Annotated in this window: 16 protein-coding genes and 1 riboswitch; all 16 genes read right to left on the bottom strand. The window is 71.9% G+C overall.

From position 1 onward, the window contains the following. Positions 1 to 24 precede the first annotated feature (24 nt). Positions 25 to 954, bottom strand: coding sequence for a 3,4-dihydroxy-2-butanone-4-phosphate synthase (gene ribB / locus JWQ91_RS14390; protein WP_366521389.1), 930 nt, complete (start codon positions 952 to 954; stop codon positions 25 to 27). Next, positions 951 to 1,580 carry a riboflavin synthase gene (locus JWQ91_RS14385; RefSeq protein ID WP_297785537.1) on the bottom strand — a complete coding sequence of 210 codons (630 nt, stop codon included), beginning with the start codon at positions 1,578 to 1,580 and terminating at the stop codon, positions 951 to 953. Before JWQ91_RS14385 ends, ribB begins: the two co-directional genes overlap by 4 nt. Next, positions 1,580 to 2,617 carry a bifunctional diaminohydroxyphosphoribosylaminopyrimidine deaminase/5-amino-6-(5-phosphoribosylamino)uracil reductase RibD gene (gene ribD / locus JWQ91_RS14380; protein WP_297785534.1) on the bottom strand — a complete coding sequence of 346 codons (1,038 nt, stop codon included), beginning with the start codon at positions 2,615 to 2,617 and terminating at the stop codon, positions 1,580 to 1,582. Before ribD ends, JWQ91_RS14385 begins: the two co-directional genes overlap by 1 nt. 104 nt (positions 2,618 to 2,721) lie before the next feature. Beyond that, a riboswitch (FMN riboswitch) is annotated at positions 2,722 to 2,854 on the bottom strand. Between the two features lie 39 nt (positions 2,855 to 2,893). Further along, the gene (gene rpe / locus JWQ91_RS14375; RefSeq protein WP_297785531.1) at positions 2,894 to 3,556 is read right to left on the bottom strand and encodes a ribulose-phosphate 3-epimerase; all 663 of its coding nucleotides are present in this window, start codon (positions 3,554 to 3,556) and stop codon (positions 2,894 to 2,896) included. Between the two features lie 23 nt (positions 3,557 to 3,579). Continuing rightward, positions 3,580 to 4,185 (bottom strand): TetR/AcrR family transcriptional regulator, encoded by a 606-nt coding sequence (locus JWQ91_RS14370; RefSeq protein WP_297785528.1) that lies wholly within the window; start codon positions 4,183 to 4,185, stop codon positions 3,580 to 3,582. Next, positions 4,182 to 5,474, bottom strand: coding sequence for a transcription antitermination factor NusB (locus JWQ91_RS14365; protein ID WP_297785526.1), 1,293 nt, complete (start codon positions 5,472 to 5,474; stop codon positions 4,182 to 4,184). The genes JWQ91_RS14370 and JWQ91_RS14365 overlap by 4 nt, the downstream gene beginning before the upstream one ends. Continuing rightward, positions 5,471 to 6,394 carry a methionyl-tRNA formyltransferase gene (gene fmt / locus JWQ91_RS14360; protein ID WP_297785523.1) on the bottom strand — a complete coding sequence of 308 codons (924 nt, stop codon included), beginning with the start codon at positions 6,392 to 6,394 and terminating at the stop codon, positions 5,471 to 5,473. Before fmt ends, JWQ91_RS14365 begins: the two co-directional genes overlap by 4 nt. A gap of 287 nt (positions 6,395 to 6,681) precedes the next feature. Next, a complete protein-coding gene (locus tag JWQ91_RS14355; RefSeq protein ID WP_297785520.1) occupies positions 6,682 to 8,685 on the bottom strand; it encodes a primosomal protein N' in 2,004 nt (667 codons plus the stop codon). A 29-nt stretch (positions 8,686 to 8,714) separates the two neighbouring features. Further along, positions 8,715 to 9,902, bottom strand: coding sequence for a methionine adenosyltransferase (gene metK, locus JWQ91_RS14350; RefSeq protein ID WP_297785517.1), 1,188 nt, complete (start codon positions 9,900 to 9,902; stop codon positions 8,715 to 8,717). Positions 9,903 to 9,963: 61 nt separating this feature from the next. Further along, positions 9,964 to 11,166, bottom strand: coding sequence for a bifunctional phosphopantothenoylcysteine decarboxylase/phosphopantothenate--cysteine ligase CoaBC (gene coaBC, locus JWQ91_RS14345; RefSeq protein ID WP_297785515.1), 1,203 nt, complete (start codon positions 11,164 to 11,166; stop codon positions 9,964 to 9,966). A gap of 20 nt (positions 11,167 to 11,186) precedes the next feature. Next, complete coding sequence (gene rpoZ, locus JWQ91_RS14340; RefSeq protein ID WP_173491709.1) at positions 11,187 to 11,480, bottom strand: DNA-directed RNA polymerase subunit omega; 294 nt, start codon at positions 11,478 to 11,480, stop codon at positions 11,187 to 11,189. A gap of 36 nt (positions 11,481 to 11,516) precedes the next feature. Further along, complete coding sequence (gmk, locus tag JWQ91_RS14335; protein ID WP_297785507.1) at positions 11,517 to 12,113, bottom strand: guanylate kinase; 597 nt, start codon at positions 12,111 to 12,113, stop codon at positions 11,517 to 11,519. Beyond that, positions 12,106 to 12,435, bottom strand: a complete 330-nt coding sequence (gene mihF, locus JWQ91_RS14330; RefSeq protein WP_297785504.1) for an integration host factor, actinobacterial type — start codon at positions 12,433 to 12,435, stop codon at positions 12,106 to 12,108. Before mihF ends, gmk begins: the two co-directional genes overlap by 8 nt. 42 nt (positions 12,436 to 12,477) lie before the next feature. Next, the gene (locus tag JWQ91_RS14325) at positions 12,478 to 12,903 is read right to left on the bottom strand and encodes a hypothetical protein (protein ID WP_297785501.1); all 426 of its coding nucleotides are present in this window, start codon (positions 12,901 to 12,903) and stop codon (positions 12,478 to 12,480) included. Between the two features lie 34 nt (positions 12,904 to 12,937). Further along, positions 12,938 to 13,753, bottom strand: a complete 816-nt coding sequence (pyrF, locus tag JWQ91_RS14320; RefSeq protein WP_297785498.1) for an orotidine-5'-phosphate decarboxylase — start codon at positions 13,751 to 13,753, stop codon at positions 12,938 to 12,940. 22 nt (positions 13,754 to 13,775) lie between these two features. Further along, positions 13,776 to 15,457: carbamoyl-phosphate synthase large subunit (gene carB, locus JWQ91_RS14315; protein ID WP_297785496.1), on the bottom strand; the 1,682-nt coding region annotated here is incomplete at its 5' end.

Here is a 15,457-nt window from a genome sequence, read left to right as displayed (position 1 = left end):
GTCCTGGAGCTGGTACGCCTGCAGCTAGTGCAGCAGGCCGATGACGCGACCCTCTTGACCGCGCTGGTAGACCACGATGCCGGCGCCAGCCGCGGTGATCTCGGTCAGCGACAGCTCGAGCTGCGGACCACAGTCGCAGCGGCGCGAGCCGAAGACGTCGCCCGTCAGACACTCGGAGTGGATGCGGGTCAGGACGTCCTCGGTGCCAGGGTCGCCGTAGACCAGGGCCACGTGCTCCGAGCCCTCGATCCTGTCGCGATAGCCGTGCGCGACGAACTCGCCGAACTCGGTGGGCAGCCGGGTCGTCGCGAGCCGCTCGACCTGCGACTCGTGCAGGCGGCGGTGGACCTGCAGGTCCTCGATCGAGACCAGGGCGATGCCGTGCTCGTCGGCGAACTCACGCAGCTCGGGGGCGCGCATCAGCGTGCCGTCGTCGTTCAGGACCTCGCCGATCACGCCGGCCGGGGTCAGCCCGGCGAGGCGGGCGAAGTCGACGGCGGCCTCGGTGTGGCCGGCCCGCTCGAGGACCCCACCCTGCTTGGCGCGCAGCGGGATGATGTGGCCCGGCTGGTTGAGCTCGAACGGCTCGGTGGCCGAGTCGGCCAGCACCCGGCACGTGCGGGCCCGGTCGGTCGCGGAGATGCCGGTCGTGATGCCGTCACGGGCGTCGATCGACACGGTGTACGCCGTGCGCATCTTCTCGCGGTTGTGCGGCGTCATCAGCGGGATCGCCAGCCGGTCGAGGATCTCGCCCGTGATCGGGGCGCAGATCAGACCGCTGGAGTAGCGGACGAGGAAGGCCATGAGCTCGGGCGTCGCCTTGCTCGCGGCGAAGATGATGTCGCCCTCGTTCTCCCGGTCCTCGTCGTCGACGACGACGATCGCCTTGCCCTCGCGGAAGTCCGCGATGGCGCGCTCGATGCTGTCGAGCCGCACTGCTTCGTGCTCGGTCATGCCTGGTCTCCTTCTGCACGAGCGCCCAGCAGGCGCTCGACGTACTTGGCGAGGATGTCCACCTCGAGGTTGACCCGGTCACCCGGGGCCTTGCTGCCGAGGGTCGTGTCGGCGAGCGTCGTCGGGATCAGGGAGACCGAGAACCACGGCCCCTCCCGCGACGGATCGGCGTCGACGACCTCGACGACGGTCAGCGAGGTGCCGTCGACCGTGACGGATCCCTTGTCGACGAGGTACTTCGCGAGGCCGGCCGGGACCGCGATACGGACGACCTCCCAGTGCTCGCTGGGCGTCCGGTCGAGGATCCGGCCGGTGCCGTCGACGTGGCCCTGCACGATGTGGCCGCCCAGGCGGGCGCCGGCCTGCGTCGCCCGCTCGAGGTTGACCTCGTCGCCGATCCCGAGGTCGCCCAGCGAGGTCTTGTCGAGCGACTCCTTCATGACGTCGGCGGCGAAGGTGCTGTCCCCCTGCTCCATGACGGTCAGGCAGCAGCCGTTGACCGCGATCGAGTCGCCGTGGTGCGCGTCCGAGGTGACGACCGGGCCGCGGATCGTCAGGCGTACCGCGTCGCCGAGATCCTGCACCGCCGTGATGGTGCCCTTCTCCTCCACGAGTCCGGTGAACATCAGTCGAAGTCCTCTCGCTGCATACGTCCGGGGGTGCCGATGATGCGGATGTCCGGCCCGATCATCCGCAGGTCCTGGATGTCGATCGGTCGCAGGTCGGCCAGGGTCGTCGCCTCGCCCTCGAGCGCCGCGCGGCCCGAGCCGAGCATCGCCGGCGCCATGTAGCCGATGATCCGGTCGATGACCCCGGCGTTCCAGAACGCCCCGGCGAGCCGTGGTCCGCCCTCGAGCCAGATGTGCCGGATGTCGTTCTCGACGAGCTTCTGCAGCACCGTCGCGGGATCGCGCGACTGGATCATCAACGTCGGGGCGACCCGGTCGAAGACGCGGTAGTAGTTGGGGATCTTGGTCTCCCCCACGACGACCCGCAGCGGCTGCTGGTCGAACGGCAACGGCATGTCCTTGTCGTCGCGGACCGTGAGCCGGGGGTCGTCGGCGAGGACCGCGCCGGTGCCGGCCACGATCGCGTCGGCGCCGGCCCGGAACGTCTGCACGTCGCGGCGGGCCTCGTCGCTCGTGATCCACTTGCTGGTCCCGTCCGGAGCAGCGCTCAGGCCGTCGAGCGTCGCGGCGTACTTCCACGTCACGAACGGCCGGCCCGCGGTCACGGCGAAGGTCCACTCGACGTTGAGGTCGGTGGCCTCCTCGGCCATGACACCGGACTCGACGTCGATGCCGGCGGCACGCAGGGTGCGCGCGCCGCCCGACGCCGTCCGGTCGGGATCGATCTGCGCGAACACGACGCGTGCGACGCCGGCGTCGATCAGGGCCTGGGCGCAGGGGCCGGTGCGGCCGGTGTGGTTGCACGGCTCGAGGGTCACGACCGCGGTGGCGCCGCGGGCGGCGTCGCCGGCCTGCGTCAGCGCGTCGACCTCGGCGTGCGGGGTGCCCGCGCCACGGTGGGTGCCGACCGCGATCTCAGTGCCGTCGGGGGCCAGCAGGACGCAGCCGACCCGCGGGTTGGGCAGGGCGCGCGGGACGGTGCGGGCCGCGTCGAGAGCTCGACGCATCGCGCCGATCTCGGGCTCGGTTGCCATCGTTCTCCTCCGGGTGCTGGGGCGCTCACATGACCCGGGGATTGACGTGCTCCGACTGGAGGTCCGTGGTGAGCGTTGCCCCCACGGCCTCGACGTGTCGAGGCACAGTGTTCCTTCCATCCGGACTTTCACCGTCGGCACCGGAATTCCACCGGTTCAACCGGGCCTCAGACCTCGAGACCGCGGGTCGCGGACTGTCACCGCCGGTTCGGACTTGCACCGACCCCGGAACACGCGAGCAACTGCTCGTGCGCCAAGTCTAGCCCGGGGCCGAGGTCAGTGGCTGTGACGTCCGGCATGTGACCGGAGCTGGGCCACCATGTCCTCGGGGTCGTCCGCGCCGAAGACCGCGGAGCCGGCCACGAACACGTCGGCGCCCGCCTCGGCGCACCGCTCGATCGTCTCGAGCGAGACTCCCCCGTCGACCTGGAGCCAGATGTCTCCGCCGTGCTGGTCGATGAGCTTGCGCGCCCGGGCGATCTTGGGCAGGCACAGGTCGAGGAACTTCTGGCCGCCGAAGCCGGGCTCGACCGTCATGATCAGCACCATGTCGAGCTCGGGGAGCATGTCCTCGTAGGGCTCGATCGGCGTGGCGGGCTTCAGCGCCATCGAGGCCCGTGCCCCCTTGGCCCTGATCTCGCGGGCCAGCCGCACGGGCGCGGCGGCCGCCTCGACGTGGAACGTGATGCTGCCGGCGCCCGCCTCGACGAACGACGGCGCCCACCGATCGGGGTCCTGGATCATCAGGTGGGCGTCGATCGGCTGCTTCGCGACCTTCGCCAGCGCCTCGATGACGGGGGCGCCGAGCGTCAGGTTGGGGACGAAGTGGTTGTCCATGACGTCCATGTGCAGCCAGTCGGCGCCGCTGATGCGGGCGGCCTCGGCCTCGAGGTTGGCGAAGTCCGCCGACAGCATGCTCGGGGTGATCTGTATGCCCATGCGGTCAGCGTAGTGGTCGGCGGTCAGCCGCCGGCGGGGTCCGCCACGATGCCGTCGATCACGATGCCGAGCAGCGACTCGACCTCGTCCGGCGGGATGCCGGCGGCGTCGGCGATGGTCGCGACGCCGCTGACCAGGCGCATGACCTGGCGCGCCTCGACCCCCTTGCGCAGGGCGCCGTCCTCGGCGAGGTGGTCGAGGACGTGGCGGTTGGCCGCGGCGAGCGCCTGGCACTTGCCGTGGATCGGCGACCCGGGGTCGTCCATCGCGGCGGTCAGCGTGACCGCGGCGCCCCGGTGCAGCGTCAGGTGCTCGACCAGCGCCAGGAACCACCGTTGGAGCGTCTCGCGCGCCGGCAGGCCGGCGCCGATCACGGCCTCGCTGTCGGCGACGACCCGGGCGGACCAGTCGCGCATCAGCGCGCCGATGAGGTCCTCGCGGGTCGGGAAGTGCCGGTAGAGCGTGCCCGGTCCGACGCCGGCACGCTTCGCGATCTGGTCGAGGGACCCCTCCGTCCCCCGCTCGGCGAACACCTCGCGGGCCGTCTCCACGAGCTTGTCGTAGTTGCGCTGGGCATCGGCGCGCAGGGGCTTGACCGGTTCGGTCAGCTCTGACGCCGCTGCTGTCACGCGACTGCCGTCCGGCGCAGGATCGCGCAGAACATCGCATCGGTGCCGTCGATGTGGGGCCACCACTGGTCGGTGGACTCCACCACGACGTCGTCGCGCCCGGCCAGGACCGTGTCGAGGACACCCGTGGTCTCCCGCACGTGCGGCGAGCACGTCGCGTAGGCCACGACTCCCCCGGGCCGGACCAGCTCCAGCGCACGGGTCAGCAACGCCTCCTGCAGCGGCACGAGCCCCACCAGGTCGTCCGGGGACCGGCGCCAGCGTGACTCCGGGCGGCGGCGCAACGCTCCCAGCCCGGTGCAGGGTGCGTCGACCAGCACCCGGTCGAACGAGGCGTCCGCCCAGTCGCCGTGGCGTCCGTCGAAGACCGTGACCTCGACATTGCCGAGCCGCCGGACCCCATGGCGTACGAGCTCGGCCCGGTGCTCCTGCAGCTCGTTGGCCACGAGCGAGGCGCCGCGGCCGGCGGCGAGCGCACCCAGCAGCGCAGCCTTGCCGCCGGGCCCGGCGCACAGGTCGAGCCAGCGCGCGTCGGACCCCTCGACGGCGGCGTCGGCCAGGGCGATCGCGACGAGCTGGGATCCCTCGTCCTGGACGCCGGCGCGGCCGTCGCGGACCTCGGGGATCGCGCCCGGGTCGCCGCCCTCGTCGAGGATGCGGGCGTAGGGCGAGAGCTTGCCGGGGGTGCCGGGGAGGTGGGCGGGATCGCTCAGGCCCGGCCGCGCGACCAGGGTCACGCGGGGTGGGGCGTTGTCGGCGGCGAGGAGCTTGTCGATCTGGGCGGCATGGCCGCCGAGGGCCTCCCGGAGCGCGGTGACGATCCACTCCGGGTGGGAGGTGCGGACGGCTCGCAGCGCGTCACCCTCCAGCCCCTCGGTGATGATCGTGAGCCAGCCGTCGAGGTCCTTCTGGCCGATCTTGCGCAGAAGCGCGTTGGCGAAGTGGACGGGCTTGTGCCCGATCTCGCGGCGCACCACGTCGACCGTCGTCGAGACGGCCGCGTGCGCCGGCACCCGCATGCTGAGCAGCTGGTGGGTGCCGAGCCGCAGGGCGTCGAGCACCGGCCCGTCGATCGACCCGATCCCCTTGCTGGCGACCCGGTCGATGATCGCGTCGTAGGTCCCCTGCCGGCGGATCGTGCCGTGGACGAGCTCGGTCGCGAACGCCGCGTCGCGTCCCTCGATGTGGTGCTCGTCCAGCATCGCCGGGAGGACGAGGTTGACGTAGGCGTCGCGGTCGGCGACGGCGCGCAGCGCGTGGAACGCGACGGAACGGACGGGATCGGTCATGAAAAGCTCGGCTCTGTGTCGAAGGTCGTGCCGCGGGCCCAGTCGGCCGCGGCCATGCGCTTCTTGCCGACGGCCTGGACCTCGCCCAGCACCAGGTCGGTCGTCGCGGTGCCGACACGCACCTCGCGCTTGCCGACGCCGATCGCGCCGGCCGCGAGCGTACGCTCCTCGGCGATCGTCGCGGGGCCGATCTTGACCCGCTCACCGCCCAGGGTCGTCCACGCGCCGGGTGCCGGCGTGCAGCCACGGATGTGGCGGTCGATCGCGAAGGCCGGCTGGTTCCAGTCGATCCGGGCGTCCTCGGTCGTGAGCTTGTGGGCGTACGAGATGTTGTCCTCGGGCTGCGGGACCGCGGCGATGTCGCCGTCCTCGATGTGGTCCACGACGTCGACCAGCAGTTTGCTGCCCCAGTCGGCGAGCCGCTCGAGGAGCTCGGCGGTCGTGTCCTCGGGACGGATCAGCTCGGTGATCGTGCCGAGGACGGGTCCGGCGTCGAGCTCCTCCACGAGGCTGAACACCGTGGCGCCCGTGACCTCGTCGCCGGCCATGATCGAGCGCTGCACCGGTGCGGCTCCACGCCACGACGGCAGGACCGAGAAGTGCAGGTTGATCCAGCCGTACTGCGGGATGTCGAGGGCCTCGCGGCGGATCAGCGCGCCGTACGCGACGATCGGGATGCAGTCGGGCTCGAGCTCGCGCAGCCGGGCCATGAAGTCGGGGTCGGACGGCTTGGCCGGCTTGAGCACCTCGATGCCGTGCCGCTCGGCGGCCTGCGCGACCGGCGACGCGGTCAGCGTGCGGCCGCGTCCCGCCGGGGCGTCGGGCCGGGTGATCACCGCGACGACGTCGTGACGGCTCGCGACGAGTGCCTCGAGGGTCGGCAGGGCGGTCTCGGGGGTACCAGCGAAGACGACTCTCACGGCGTCGAGTCTAGGGCGTCGCGCAGGAGGCTCCGGCAACGCCGGGGAGCGGTGCAGCAATCGCCCATCCCGCGGTGCGGCGGTGCGCTGATCGCCCCTCCTATGACGAGGCGGTGCGGCAGTCGCCCCATCTTGCGGGGACGGGCGATTCATGCACCGCCCTGCTGCTGTCCTGGGAGTTCGCGGCATCTTCCTGCATCACGCTGCTCAACGGTGCGCTGGCGTCCACTCCAGCCACGTTCTTGGACGCTGGCGCACCGCTGCGGGGCCCGGCTTGGCAGATCCGCTCAGAACCGCATGGGGTCGACCTGGATGCGGACGGGCGGGAGCTTGGCCGCGCTGCGTTCGGCCGCCAGGGCCCGCAGGTCCGTGGCGAGCTGGGTGCCCTCACGGCGGGGGGTCCGGACGATGAGGCGGTTGCCGGCCGATGGATCGCGCGGGTCGACCGGGACGGGACCGAGCGGCTCGGCGTGGGGGGTCCAGGTCCGCTCGGCGAGGGACTCCAGCACGTCGTCGGGTCCGTCGACGACCGCGAGGCGTGCGGCCGGAGGCAGGTGGGTCTCGGCCCGGCTCGCCAGCTCACGGGTCGCGAACCCGACCGGATCGGCGCGGACCAGCGCCTGCAGCACCGCCGTCTCCCCCACCGCGACCGCCCGGGCGTCGGGCCCGGCCAGCGCGAGCGCGTTGAACCACCGCCGGTGGGACTCCTCCTCGACGCGCACGTCGTCGCGGGACAGCATGAGCCAGGTGTCCATCAGCACGACGACGTCGTAGCCGCCGTCGACGTGGGGCTCGGCGCCGGGTGTCGCCAGGACGATGACCCGGCCCGGGGGGACGCTGCCGCGGACGGTCGCGCCACCCGACGTCACGACCTCCGTGCCGGGGAACGCACGCGCGAACTCCTCGGCGGTGCGCAGCGCGCCGACCACGGGCGCCCGCAGGCGGGTGCCGTGGCACTCGGGGCACCGCCAGTCGGGGTCCGGCGTCCCGCACCACCGGCACGCGATCGGCGCGGCCGCGGACGTCTGGACCAGTGGCCCCTGGCAGGCCCGGCAGCGAGCGGGGTGCCGGCAGGCCTGGCACGACAGCGACTCCCGGTAGCCGCGGCGAGGCACCTGGACCAGCACGGCGCCGTCGGCCCGGCGGATCGCGCCGAACACCTCCCGCGGCAGGCGGGCGGGCGCCGAGCCGTCCACGACGCCGTCGGTCACCTCGAGCTGTGGCCACGCGTCGCGGCGGGTCGAGCGGTCGGCGACGACCTCCCGGCACCACCGGCTCTCGACCAGGGACTGGCCCTCCGCGGTCCGGGCGTAGCCGCCGATGATGACGGCCGTGCGCTCGGCAGCGGCCCGCAGCAGCAGGACCTCGCGGGTGTGCGGATAGGGCGCGCGCGGCTCGGCGAACAGGTCGTCGCCGTCGTCCCAGATCGCGACCAGGCCAAGGTCCGACACCGGGGCGTACGCCGCGCCGCGCGTGCCGAGCACGACCCGGACGTCGCCGCGGGCGATCGCGAGGAAGGCCCGCCACCGCTCGGCCGGCTCCTGCGCGGCGGTCAGCACGACGTGGTGGCCCTCCCCCAGCACCGCGGTGAACATCGCGTCCCACCGCTCGACGTCGCGCACGTCCGGGACGCACACGACGGCCCCACGGTCCTGCTGCACCGTCGCCAGGACGGCCTGGGCGACGGCACGGGCCGGGTCGTGACCCGGGACGGCGGACCAGACGGCACGGGGTGCGTCCCCGGAGCGGACGGCCTCCAGGAACGACGCCCCGTGCTCGTACGCCCGCCAGTCGGCGTCGTCGACGTCGGGCAGGGCGGCCGGTGCCGGCGGGCGCGCGGCGCGCTCGGCCCGGGCGTGCCGCGGCGGGATCGCCAGCCGCAGGACGTCGCCGGTCGTGCCGGCGTAACGGTCGCCGACGGCATGGGCCAGGGCCAGGACCGCGGGGGTCAGGACGACCTCGGATGACACGACCTTGGCGAGGAACGCCAGCTTGCCGGTGTGCTCGCTGGCCTCGACCCGCTCGACCAGGAAGCCGTCGACCAGGCGGCCGGCGAACCGGACCTTGATCCGGCAGCCCGGGACGGCGGCGTCGTCGAGCGTGTCCGGGACCAGGTAGTCGAAGAGCCGGTCGAGGTGGGCCAGGCCGCTGTCGACGACGACGCGGGCGACCGGGCGGGAGCCGGCCGGCTCCTGCGCCGCCTTGGCCGGCTTGCCCTTCCGCGACGTGCGCGTCGGCGGGGACGACGAAGGGACCAGAGCAAGCTGCTCCGGTCCCTCGTCAGTCGTCACGCTGCTGTTCTACCAGCCGCGGCGGACAGCTACTTCGACGCGGCCGCCTTGAGCGCCTCGGCGCGGCTCGTGTCCTCCCACGGCAGGCCGGCGCGGCCGAAGTGGCCGTAGGCAGCGGTCTGCGCGTAGATCGGGCGGAGCAGGTCGAGGTCGCGGACGATCGCACCGGGGCGCAGGTCGAAGACCTCGAGGACGGCGTCGCGGATCTTGTCGACCGGGACCGTCTCGGTGCCGTAGGTGTCGACGTAGAAGCCGACCGGCTTGGCGACGCCGATGGCGTACGCCACCTGGACCTCGGCCTTGGTGGCCAGGCCCGAGGCGACGATCGTCTTGGCGACCCAGCGCATCGCGTAGGCACCCGAGCGGTCGACCTTGCTCGGGTCCTTGCCGGAGAACGCGCCGCCACCGTGACGGGCGTAGCCGCCGTAGGTGTCGACGATGATCTTGCGGCCCGTCAGTCCGGCATCGCCCATGGGGCCGCCGATGACGAACTTGCCCGTCGGGTTGATGTGCAGGCGGTAGTCCGAGGAGTCGATGTCGTACTGGCTCAGGACCGCGTCGATGACGTGCTTCTTGAGGTCGACCGCGAGCTGGTGCTCCAGGTCGATCCCGTCCTCGTGCTGGGTCGAGACGACGATGGCCTCGACCCGGACCGGCTTGTCGTCATCGTCGTACTCGATCGTGACCTGGGTCTTGCCGTCCGGACGCAGGTAGGGCAGCGTCCCGTCCTTGCGCACCGCCGTGAGCTGCTCGGCCAGGCGGTGCGCGATCGTGATCGGCAGTGGCATGAGCTCGGGGGTCTCGTCGACCGCGAAGCCGAACATCAGGCCCTGGTCGCCGGCGCCCTGCAGGTCGAGCGGATCGACCGACGAGCCCAGCCGGGTCTCCTCGGCCTTGTCGACGCCCTGCGCGATGTCGGGGCTCTGCGCGTCGAGGGTGACCTGCACGGCGCAGGACTCACCGTCGAAGCCCTTGGTCGACGAGTCGTAGCCGATCGCCAGCACCCGGTCGCGGGCGATCCGGGCGATGTCGACGTATGCCTCGGTGGTGACCTCGCCACCGACCAGGACGAGGCCGGTCGTCACGAACGTCTCCGCCGCGACACGGCTCTTGGGGTCGACCGCCAGCAGCGCGTCGAGGATGCTGTCGCTGATCTGGTCGGCGATCTTGTCCGGGTGGCCCTCAGTGACGGACTCGGACGTGAACAAGCGGCTCACATTTACTCCTGGGTTGGTGGCTGTACGGAAGTCTAACGAGCAAGATGCCCTGCGGTTTCGCTCAGTCCAAGCGGCGGACGACAGCGTCCCAGATCGTGTGGGCCAGCGCACTCTTGGGACCGAACGGGACCTGCTCGACGGTGCCGTCGGCACCGAGGAGGACCGCCTCGTTGTCGTCCTGGCCGAACACCTTGCCGGCGCTGACGTCGTTGACGACGAGCAGGTCGCAACCCTTGCGCGCCAGCTTGGCCCGGGCGTGCTCGATCACCGTCGCATGCGCGTCCCCTGTCTCGGCGGCGAACCCCACGATGACGGGGTGCTTGCTGCTGCGGGCTGCGACGAGCTCGACGAGGATGTCGGGATTCTCGACCAGCCGGATCTCCGGCGTGGTGCCGTCGGCGGTCTTCTTGATCTTGGCGTCGACGAACTCCGCGGGCCGGAAGTCGGCGGGGGCCGCGGCCATCACGACGGCGTCGGCGTCCACGGCCGCGAGGTGCATCTCGCGGCGCAGGTCCTCGGTGCTGACCACCGGGACGACGGTGACCCCGGCGGGCGCGGGGAGCGAGACGTTGGCGGCGACGACTGTGACCGTGGCGCCGCGGGCGACGGCGGCCTCGGCGAGCGCGAATCCCTGGCGCCCGGACGACCGGTTGCCGAGGTAGCGGACCGGGTCGAGGAACTCGCGCGTCCCGCCGGCCGAGACGACGACGTGCCGGCCCCGCAGGTCCTGGACGCGTCCCTCGAGGACGCTGAGCGCGGCGCGGAAGATCTCCGCCGGTGCCGGGAGCCGGCCCTTGCCGGTGTCGACACCGGTCAGGCGCCCGACGGCGGGCTCGAGCACGACGTGGCCGCGGGCCCGCAGGGTGGCGACGTTGGCCTGCGTCGCGGCGTTCTCCCACATCTCGGTGTGCATCGCGGGGGCGAACATCACCGGACAGCGGGCGGTCAGCAGCGTGTTGGTCAGCAGGTCGTCGGCCAGGCCGTGCGCCGCCTTGGCCAGGATGTTGGCCGTCGCGGGGGCCACCAGCACGAGGTCGGCGGCCTGCCCGATGCGGACGTGCGCGACCTCGTCGACGTGCTCGAAGACGCCGACCTGGACGGGCTTGCCGCTCAGGGCCTCCCACGTCGCCGCGCCCACGAAGTGGAGCGACGACTCGGTCGGCACGACCCGGACGCTGTGCCCGGACTCCGTGAACAGGCGCAGGAGCTCGGCGGCCTTGTAGGACGCGATGCCTCCGGAGACGCCCAGGACAACCTCGGTCATGTCAGCCGACCCGGTCGTGGTCAGGCCTTCTCGGCTGCTGCTGCTTCGGCCTCGGGGTCGATGTCCTCGACGGTCAGGAGGTCGGCGTTGATCTCGCGCAGCGCGATCGACAGCGGCTTCTCCTGCACACCCGTCTCCAGGAGCGGGCCGACGTACTCGAGCAGGCCCTCACCGAGCTGCGAGTAGTAGGCGTTGATCTGGCGAGCGCGCTTGGCGCTGTAGAGGACGAGCTTGTACTTGCTGTCCGCCTTCTCCAGGAGGTCGTCGAGAGGCGGGTTGGTGATGCCGATGGCGGTGGAGCGTGTCGTGGACACAGAGGGCCTCGCTGAAAGATTCGTGGGGTGGTGGTGCTAGGAATGCATCCGGCCGGTGCCGGAACGGAACAAGTCTACCAATTCTTCGCAGGCGGTCTCGACCTCGGTGTTGACGATCGTGACGTCGAACTCCGGCTCGGCCGCCAGCTCGGTCCGCGCGGTCGTCAGCCGACGCTCGCGCTCCTCGGGTCCCTCGGTCCCCCGGCCGACGAGCCGGCGCTCCAGCTCCTCCCAGCTCGGGGGCTTGAGGAAGCACATGAGGGCGTCCGGCATCGTGGCGCGGACCTGGCGCGCACCCTGCAGGTCGATCTCGAGCAGGGACGGGATCCCGGCGGCGAGGTGCTCCTCGACCTGGGCCCGGGGGGTCCCGTAGCGAGCGGCCCGGTGGACGACCGCCCACTCCAGCAGGCCGTCCTCGGCGATCAGCCGGTCGAACTCCTCGTCGCTGACGAAGTGGTAGTGGACGCCGTCGATCTCCCCCGGGCGGGCCGGACGGGTCGTGACCGACACCGAGATCCAGATCTCAGGGTGCAGGCGGCGGACGCAGGCCGCCACGGTGCCCTTGCCGACCGCAGTCGGGCCGGCCAGGACGATCAGTCGCGAGCGCGCGGCGCCCTCGCCCCCGTCAGGCACGGTGGGTGCGGTCGGCGAACTCGGCGAGGAGGGCCTTGACCTGGTTGGCCCCGAGGCCCCGCAGGCGACGGCTGTCGGCGATCCCGATGCGCTGCATGATCTCCTGCGCGCGCACCTTGCCGACGCCGGGCATGGCCTGCAGCAGGTCGACGACCTTGAGCTTGGCGACGACGTCGTTGACCTTCGACTCCTGGATGACCTCGGTCAGGCTGGCCCGGGAGGTCTTCAACCGGGTCTTGACCTCGGCGCGCAGCTGTCGTGCGACAGCCGCCTTCTCGAGCGCCGCCTTGCGCTGCTCAGGTGTCAGTGTCGGGAGTGCCATGCGTGTCACCTCTCTGCTGGGTTGCGGTCGGACGGTCACTCGTCACAGCGTGATCTCGCACTCGGCCAAGATGTTCTTGACAACCGCCTTGCGCGGCGCGCGCGACGTGTTGAAGCGGTCGTACGACTTCTGGATCGCGGCCCGATCGGCCTCGCCGAGCCCGGCCAGCTTGGCCGGATCGGTCATGTCCTGCAGCGTGATCCCGGCCCGGCGGTGCGCCTTCAGGACGCCGCGGGTGGCCGCGGTGATCTCCGCCCACTGCTTCTTGACGTCGGCCGGCGCGACCTTGCCGATGTCGCGGGTCGCCGCCGTCGAGGACGAGAAGCTCGCATTGGTCCGCTTGCCGTAGCTGTGGAGCGCGGACTCGTGGTCCTTGACCGCGGCGCAGTAGGCGCTGTCCCCTCCGCACCCCGCCAGCACCGTGGCTGCCACGCTCGTCGTGACGAGCAGTGCGACGGTCCGGATCATGCAGAGGTCTCCTGGGGCGAGGGGGGCAAGACTCCTACGACCCTACAAGTTCGGCGTTGACCCGGGCCGCCGAATCGCGGAGGGCCTGCACATCGGGCCCGGCCGACAGCACGCCACGAGATGTCGACGGGATGACGTTGTCGATGACGTCGCCGAACAGCCGGCGGATGTCGCCGACCGTGCCGCCCTGGGCGCCGAAGCCCGGCACCAGCAGGGGGCCGTTGATCGCCAGGTCCTCGGCGGCGTCGCCGATCGTCGCGCCGACCACCGCGCCGTAGGCACCCATGGGCTCCGCTCCGGCGTTGAGCGTCGCGAGCTGGGCCAGCACGTTGCCCGCGACGGTGCGGTCCCCGGACACGGCGTGCTGCACCTCGGGTCCCTCCGGGTTGGAGGTCAGCGCGAGGACGAACACGCCGGCGTCGTTCTTCTCCGCGACGTCGAAGAACGGCTGCAGCGAGCCGAAGCCCAGGTAGGGGCTGACCGTGATCGCGTCGGCGGCCATCGGGGCGTCGTCGTCGAGGTACGCATCGGCGTACGCCTGCGCCGTCGAGCCGATGTCGCCCCGCTTGACGTCGAGGACGACCAGCGAGCCGGTGTGGCGCAGGTCCTCGATCGTCCGCTCCAGGACGACGACTCCCCGGGCGCCGAACCGCTCGAAGAACGCCGACTGCGGCTTCACGAACGCGACCTGCCCCGCGAACGCCTCGACGCAGGTGCTGGCGAACCGGTCCAGGCCCTCGACCGAGTCGGGCAGCCCCCAGGCCTCCAGCAGCGCGGCGTGCGGGTCGATGCCCACGCACGCCGGGCCGTAGGCCTGCATCGCGGCCCGCGCCCGCGACCCGAAGCTCACGAGCCCTCCCCCGTGGGCCGGGTCATGCGCGGGCCTCGGTGAGGCGCTTGCCCCACTCCTGCAGGGAGGTCACCCCGATCTTGCCCTCGATCAGCGCCTCGATGCCCTGGACCGCCGCGGCGAGACCCTGCACCGTCGTGATGCACGGGATGCCCTCGGCGACGGCGGCGGTACGGATCTCGTAGCCGTCGATGCGCGGGCTGCCGCCGGAGGTCACGCCGTGCGGCGTGTTGATGATGAGCTGCACGTCCTGGTCGTGGATCTTGTCGACGATCGTGCTGCGCGTCTGGCCCGGCAGCGGGTCCTCGTTGAGCTTGCGGATCACGGTGGCGTGCACGCCGTTGCGTGCCAGCACGACCGCGGTGCCGCTCGTGGCGAGGATCTCGAAGCCCAGGTCGGCGAGGCGCTTGACCGGGAAGATCATGTGTCGCTTGTCGCGGTTGGCCACCGAGACGAACACCTTGCCGGAGGTCGGCAACCCGTTCTGGGCGCCGGCCTGCGACTTGGCGAACGCCGTGCCGAAGGCCTGGTCCATGCCCATGACCTCGCCGGTCGACCGCATCTCGGGTCCCAGCAGCGTGTCGACGTAGCGGCCCTCGTAGGTGCGGAACCGGTTGAACGGCATGACCGCCTCCTTGACCGCGATCGGGGCGTTGTCGGGCAGCCGCCCGCCGTCACCCGTCGCGGGCAGCGCGCCCGCGGCGCGGAGCTCGGCGATCGACTCCCCCAGCATGAGCCGGGCCGCGGCCTTGGCGAGCTGGGTCGCGGTGGCCTTGGAGACGAACGGGACCGTCCGCGAGGCGCGCGGGTTGGCCTCGATGACGTAGAGGATGTCCGAGGACAGCGCGAACTGGATGTTGATCAGTCCCCGCACCCCCACACCCTTGGCGATCGCCTCGGTCGACTCGCGGATCCGTTGGATCTCCAGGTCGCCCAGCGTGATCGGCGGCAGCGCGCACGCCGAGTCGCCGGAGTGCACGCCGGCCTCCTCGATGTGCTCCATGACGCCGCCGAGGTAGAGGTCGGTGCCGTCGTAGAGCGCGTCGACGTCGATCTCCACGGCGTCGTCGAGGAAGCGGTCGACGAGCACCGGGTGCGCGGGCGACACCTCCGTCGCGCGGTCGATGTAGGAGGCCAGGCTGGGCTCGTCGTAGACGATCTCCATGCCGCGGCCGCCGAGCACGTACGACGGTCGGACCAGCACCGGGTAGCCGACGCCCTCGGCGATGGCCTTGGCCTCGTCGTAGGAGCGGGCGGTGCCGTGCTTCGGCGCCGGCAGGCCGCCCTCGGCGAGGACCTTGCCGAAGGCCTCCCGGTCCTCGGCCAGGTGGATCGCCTCCGGGCTGGTCCCGACGATCGGGACGCCGCAGTCCTTGAGCTCCTGGGCCAGCCGCAGCGGCGTCTGGCCGCCGAGCTGCACGACGACGCCGACCACCTCGCCGGACGCCTGCTCGGCGGCCACCACCTCGAGGACGTCCTCGACCGTGAGCGGCTCGAAGTAGAGGCGGTCGCTGGTGTCGTAGTCGGTGGAGACGGTCTCGGGGTTCGAGTTGACCATAATGGTCTCAAAGCCCATCTCCTTCAGCGCGAAAGCGGCATGCACGCAGCAGTAGTCAAACTCGATGCCCGGCCCGATGCGGTTGGGACCGCCGCCCAGGATCATCACCTTGCGCTTGTCGCTGGGCCGGGTTTCGTTCTCCTCGC

Source organism: Aeromicrobium sp. (genome assembly GCF_025965075.1).
Classification (GTDB): Bacteria; Actinomycetota; Actinomycetes; order Propionibacteriales; family Nocardioidaceae; genus Aeromicrobium.
Note: the sequence above shows the minus strand (reverse complement) of the source record. Positions and strands in the feature narration are given on the sequence as shown.

Bases quoted from the DNA above. Each gene is read 5' to 3' on its own strand.
- JWQ91_RS14325 (WP_297785501.1), bottom strand. From the start codon at position 12,903: ATGATCCGGACCGTCGCACTGCTCGTCACGACGAGCGTGGCAGCCACG.
- ribB (WP_366521389.1), bottom strand. From the start codon at position 954: ATGACCGAGCACGAAGCAGTGCGGCTCGACAGCATCGAGCGCGCCATC.
- JWQ91_RS14365 (WP_297785526.1), bottom strand. From the start codon at position 5,474: ATGACCGATCCCGTCCGTTCCGTCGCGTTCCACGCGCTGCGCGCCGTC.
- JWQ91_RS14385 (WP_297785537.1), bottom strand. From the start codon at position 1,580: ATGTTCACCGGACTCGTGGAGGAGAAGGGCACCATCACGGCGGTGCAG.
- mihF (WP_297785504.1), bottom strand. From the start codon at position 12,435: ATGGCACTCCCGACACTGACACCTGAGCAGCGCAAGGCGGCGCTCGAG.
- rpe (WP_297785531.1), bottom strand. From the start codon at position 3,556: ATGGGCATACAGATCACCCCGAGCATGCTGTCGGCGGACTTCGCCAAC.
- coaBC (WP_297785515.1), bottom strand. From the start codon at position 11,166: ATGACCGAGGTTGTCCTGGGCGTCTCCGGAGGCATCGCGTCCTACAAG.
- ribD (WP_297785534.1), bottom strand. From the start codon at position 2,617: ATGGCAACCGAGCCCGAGATCGGCGCGATGCGTCGAGCTCTCGACGCG.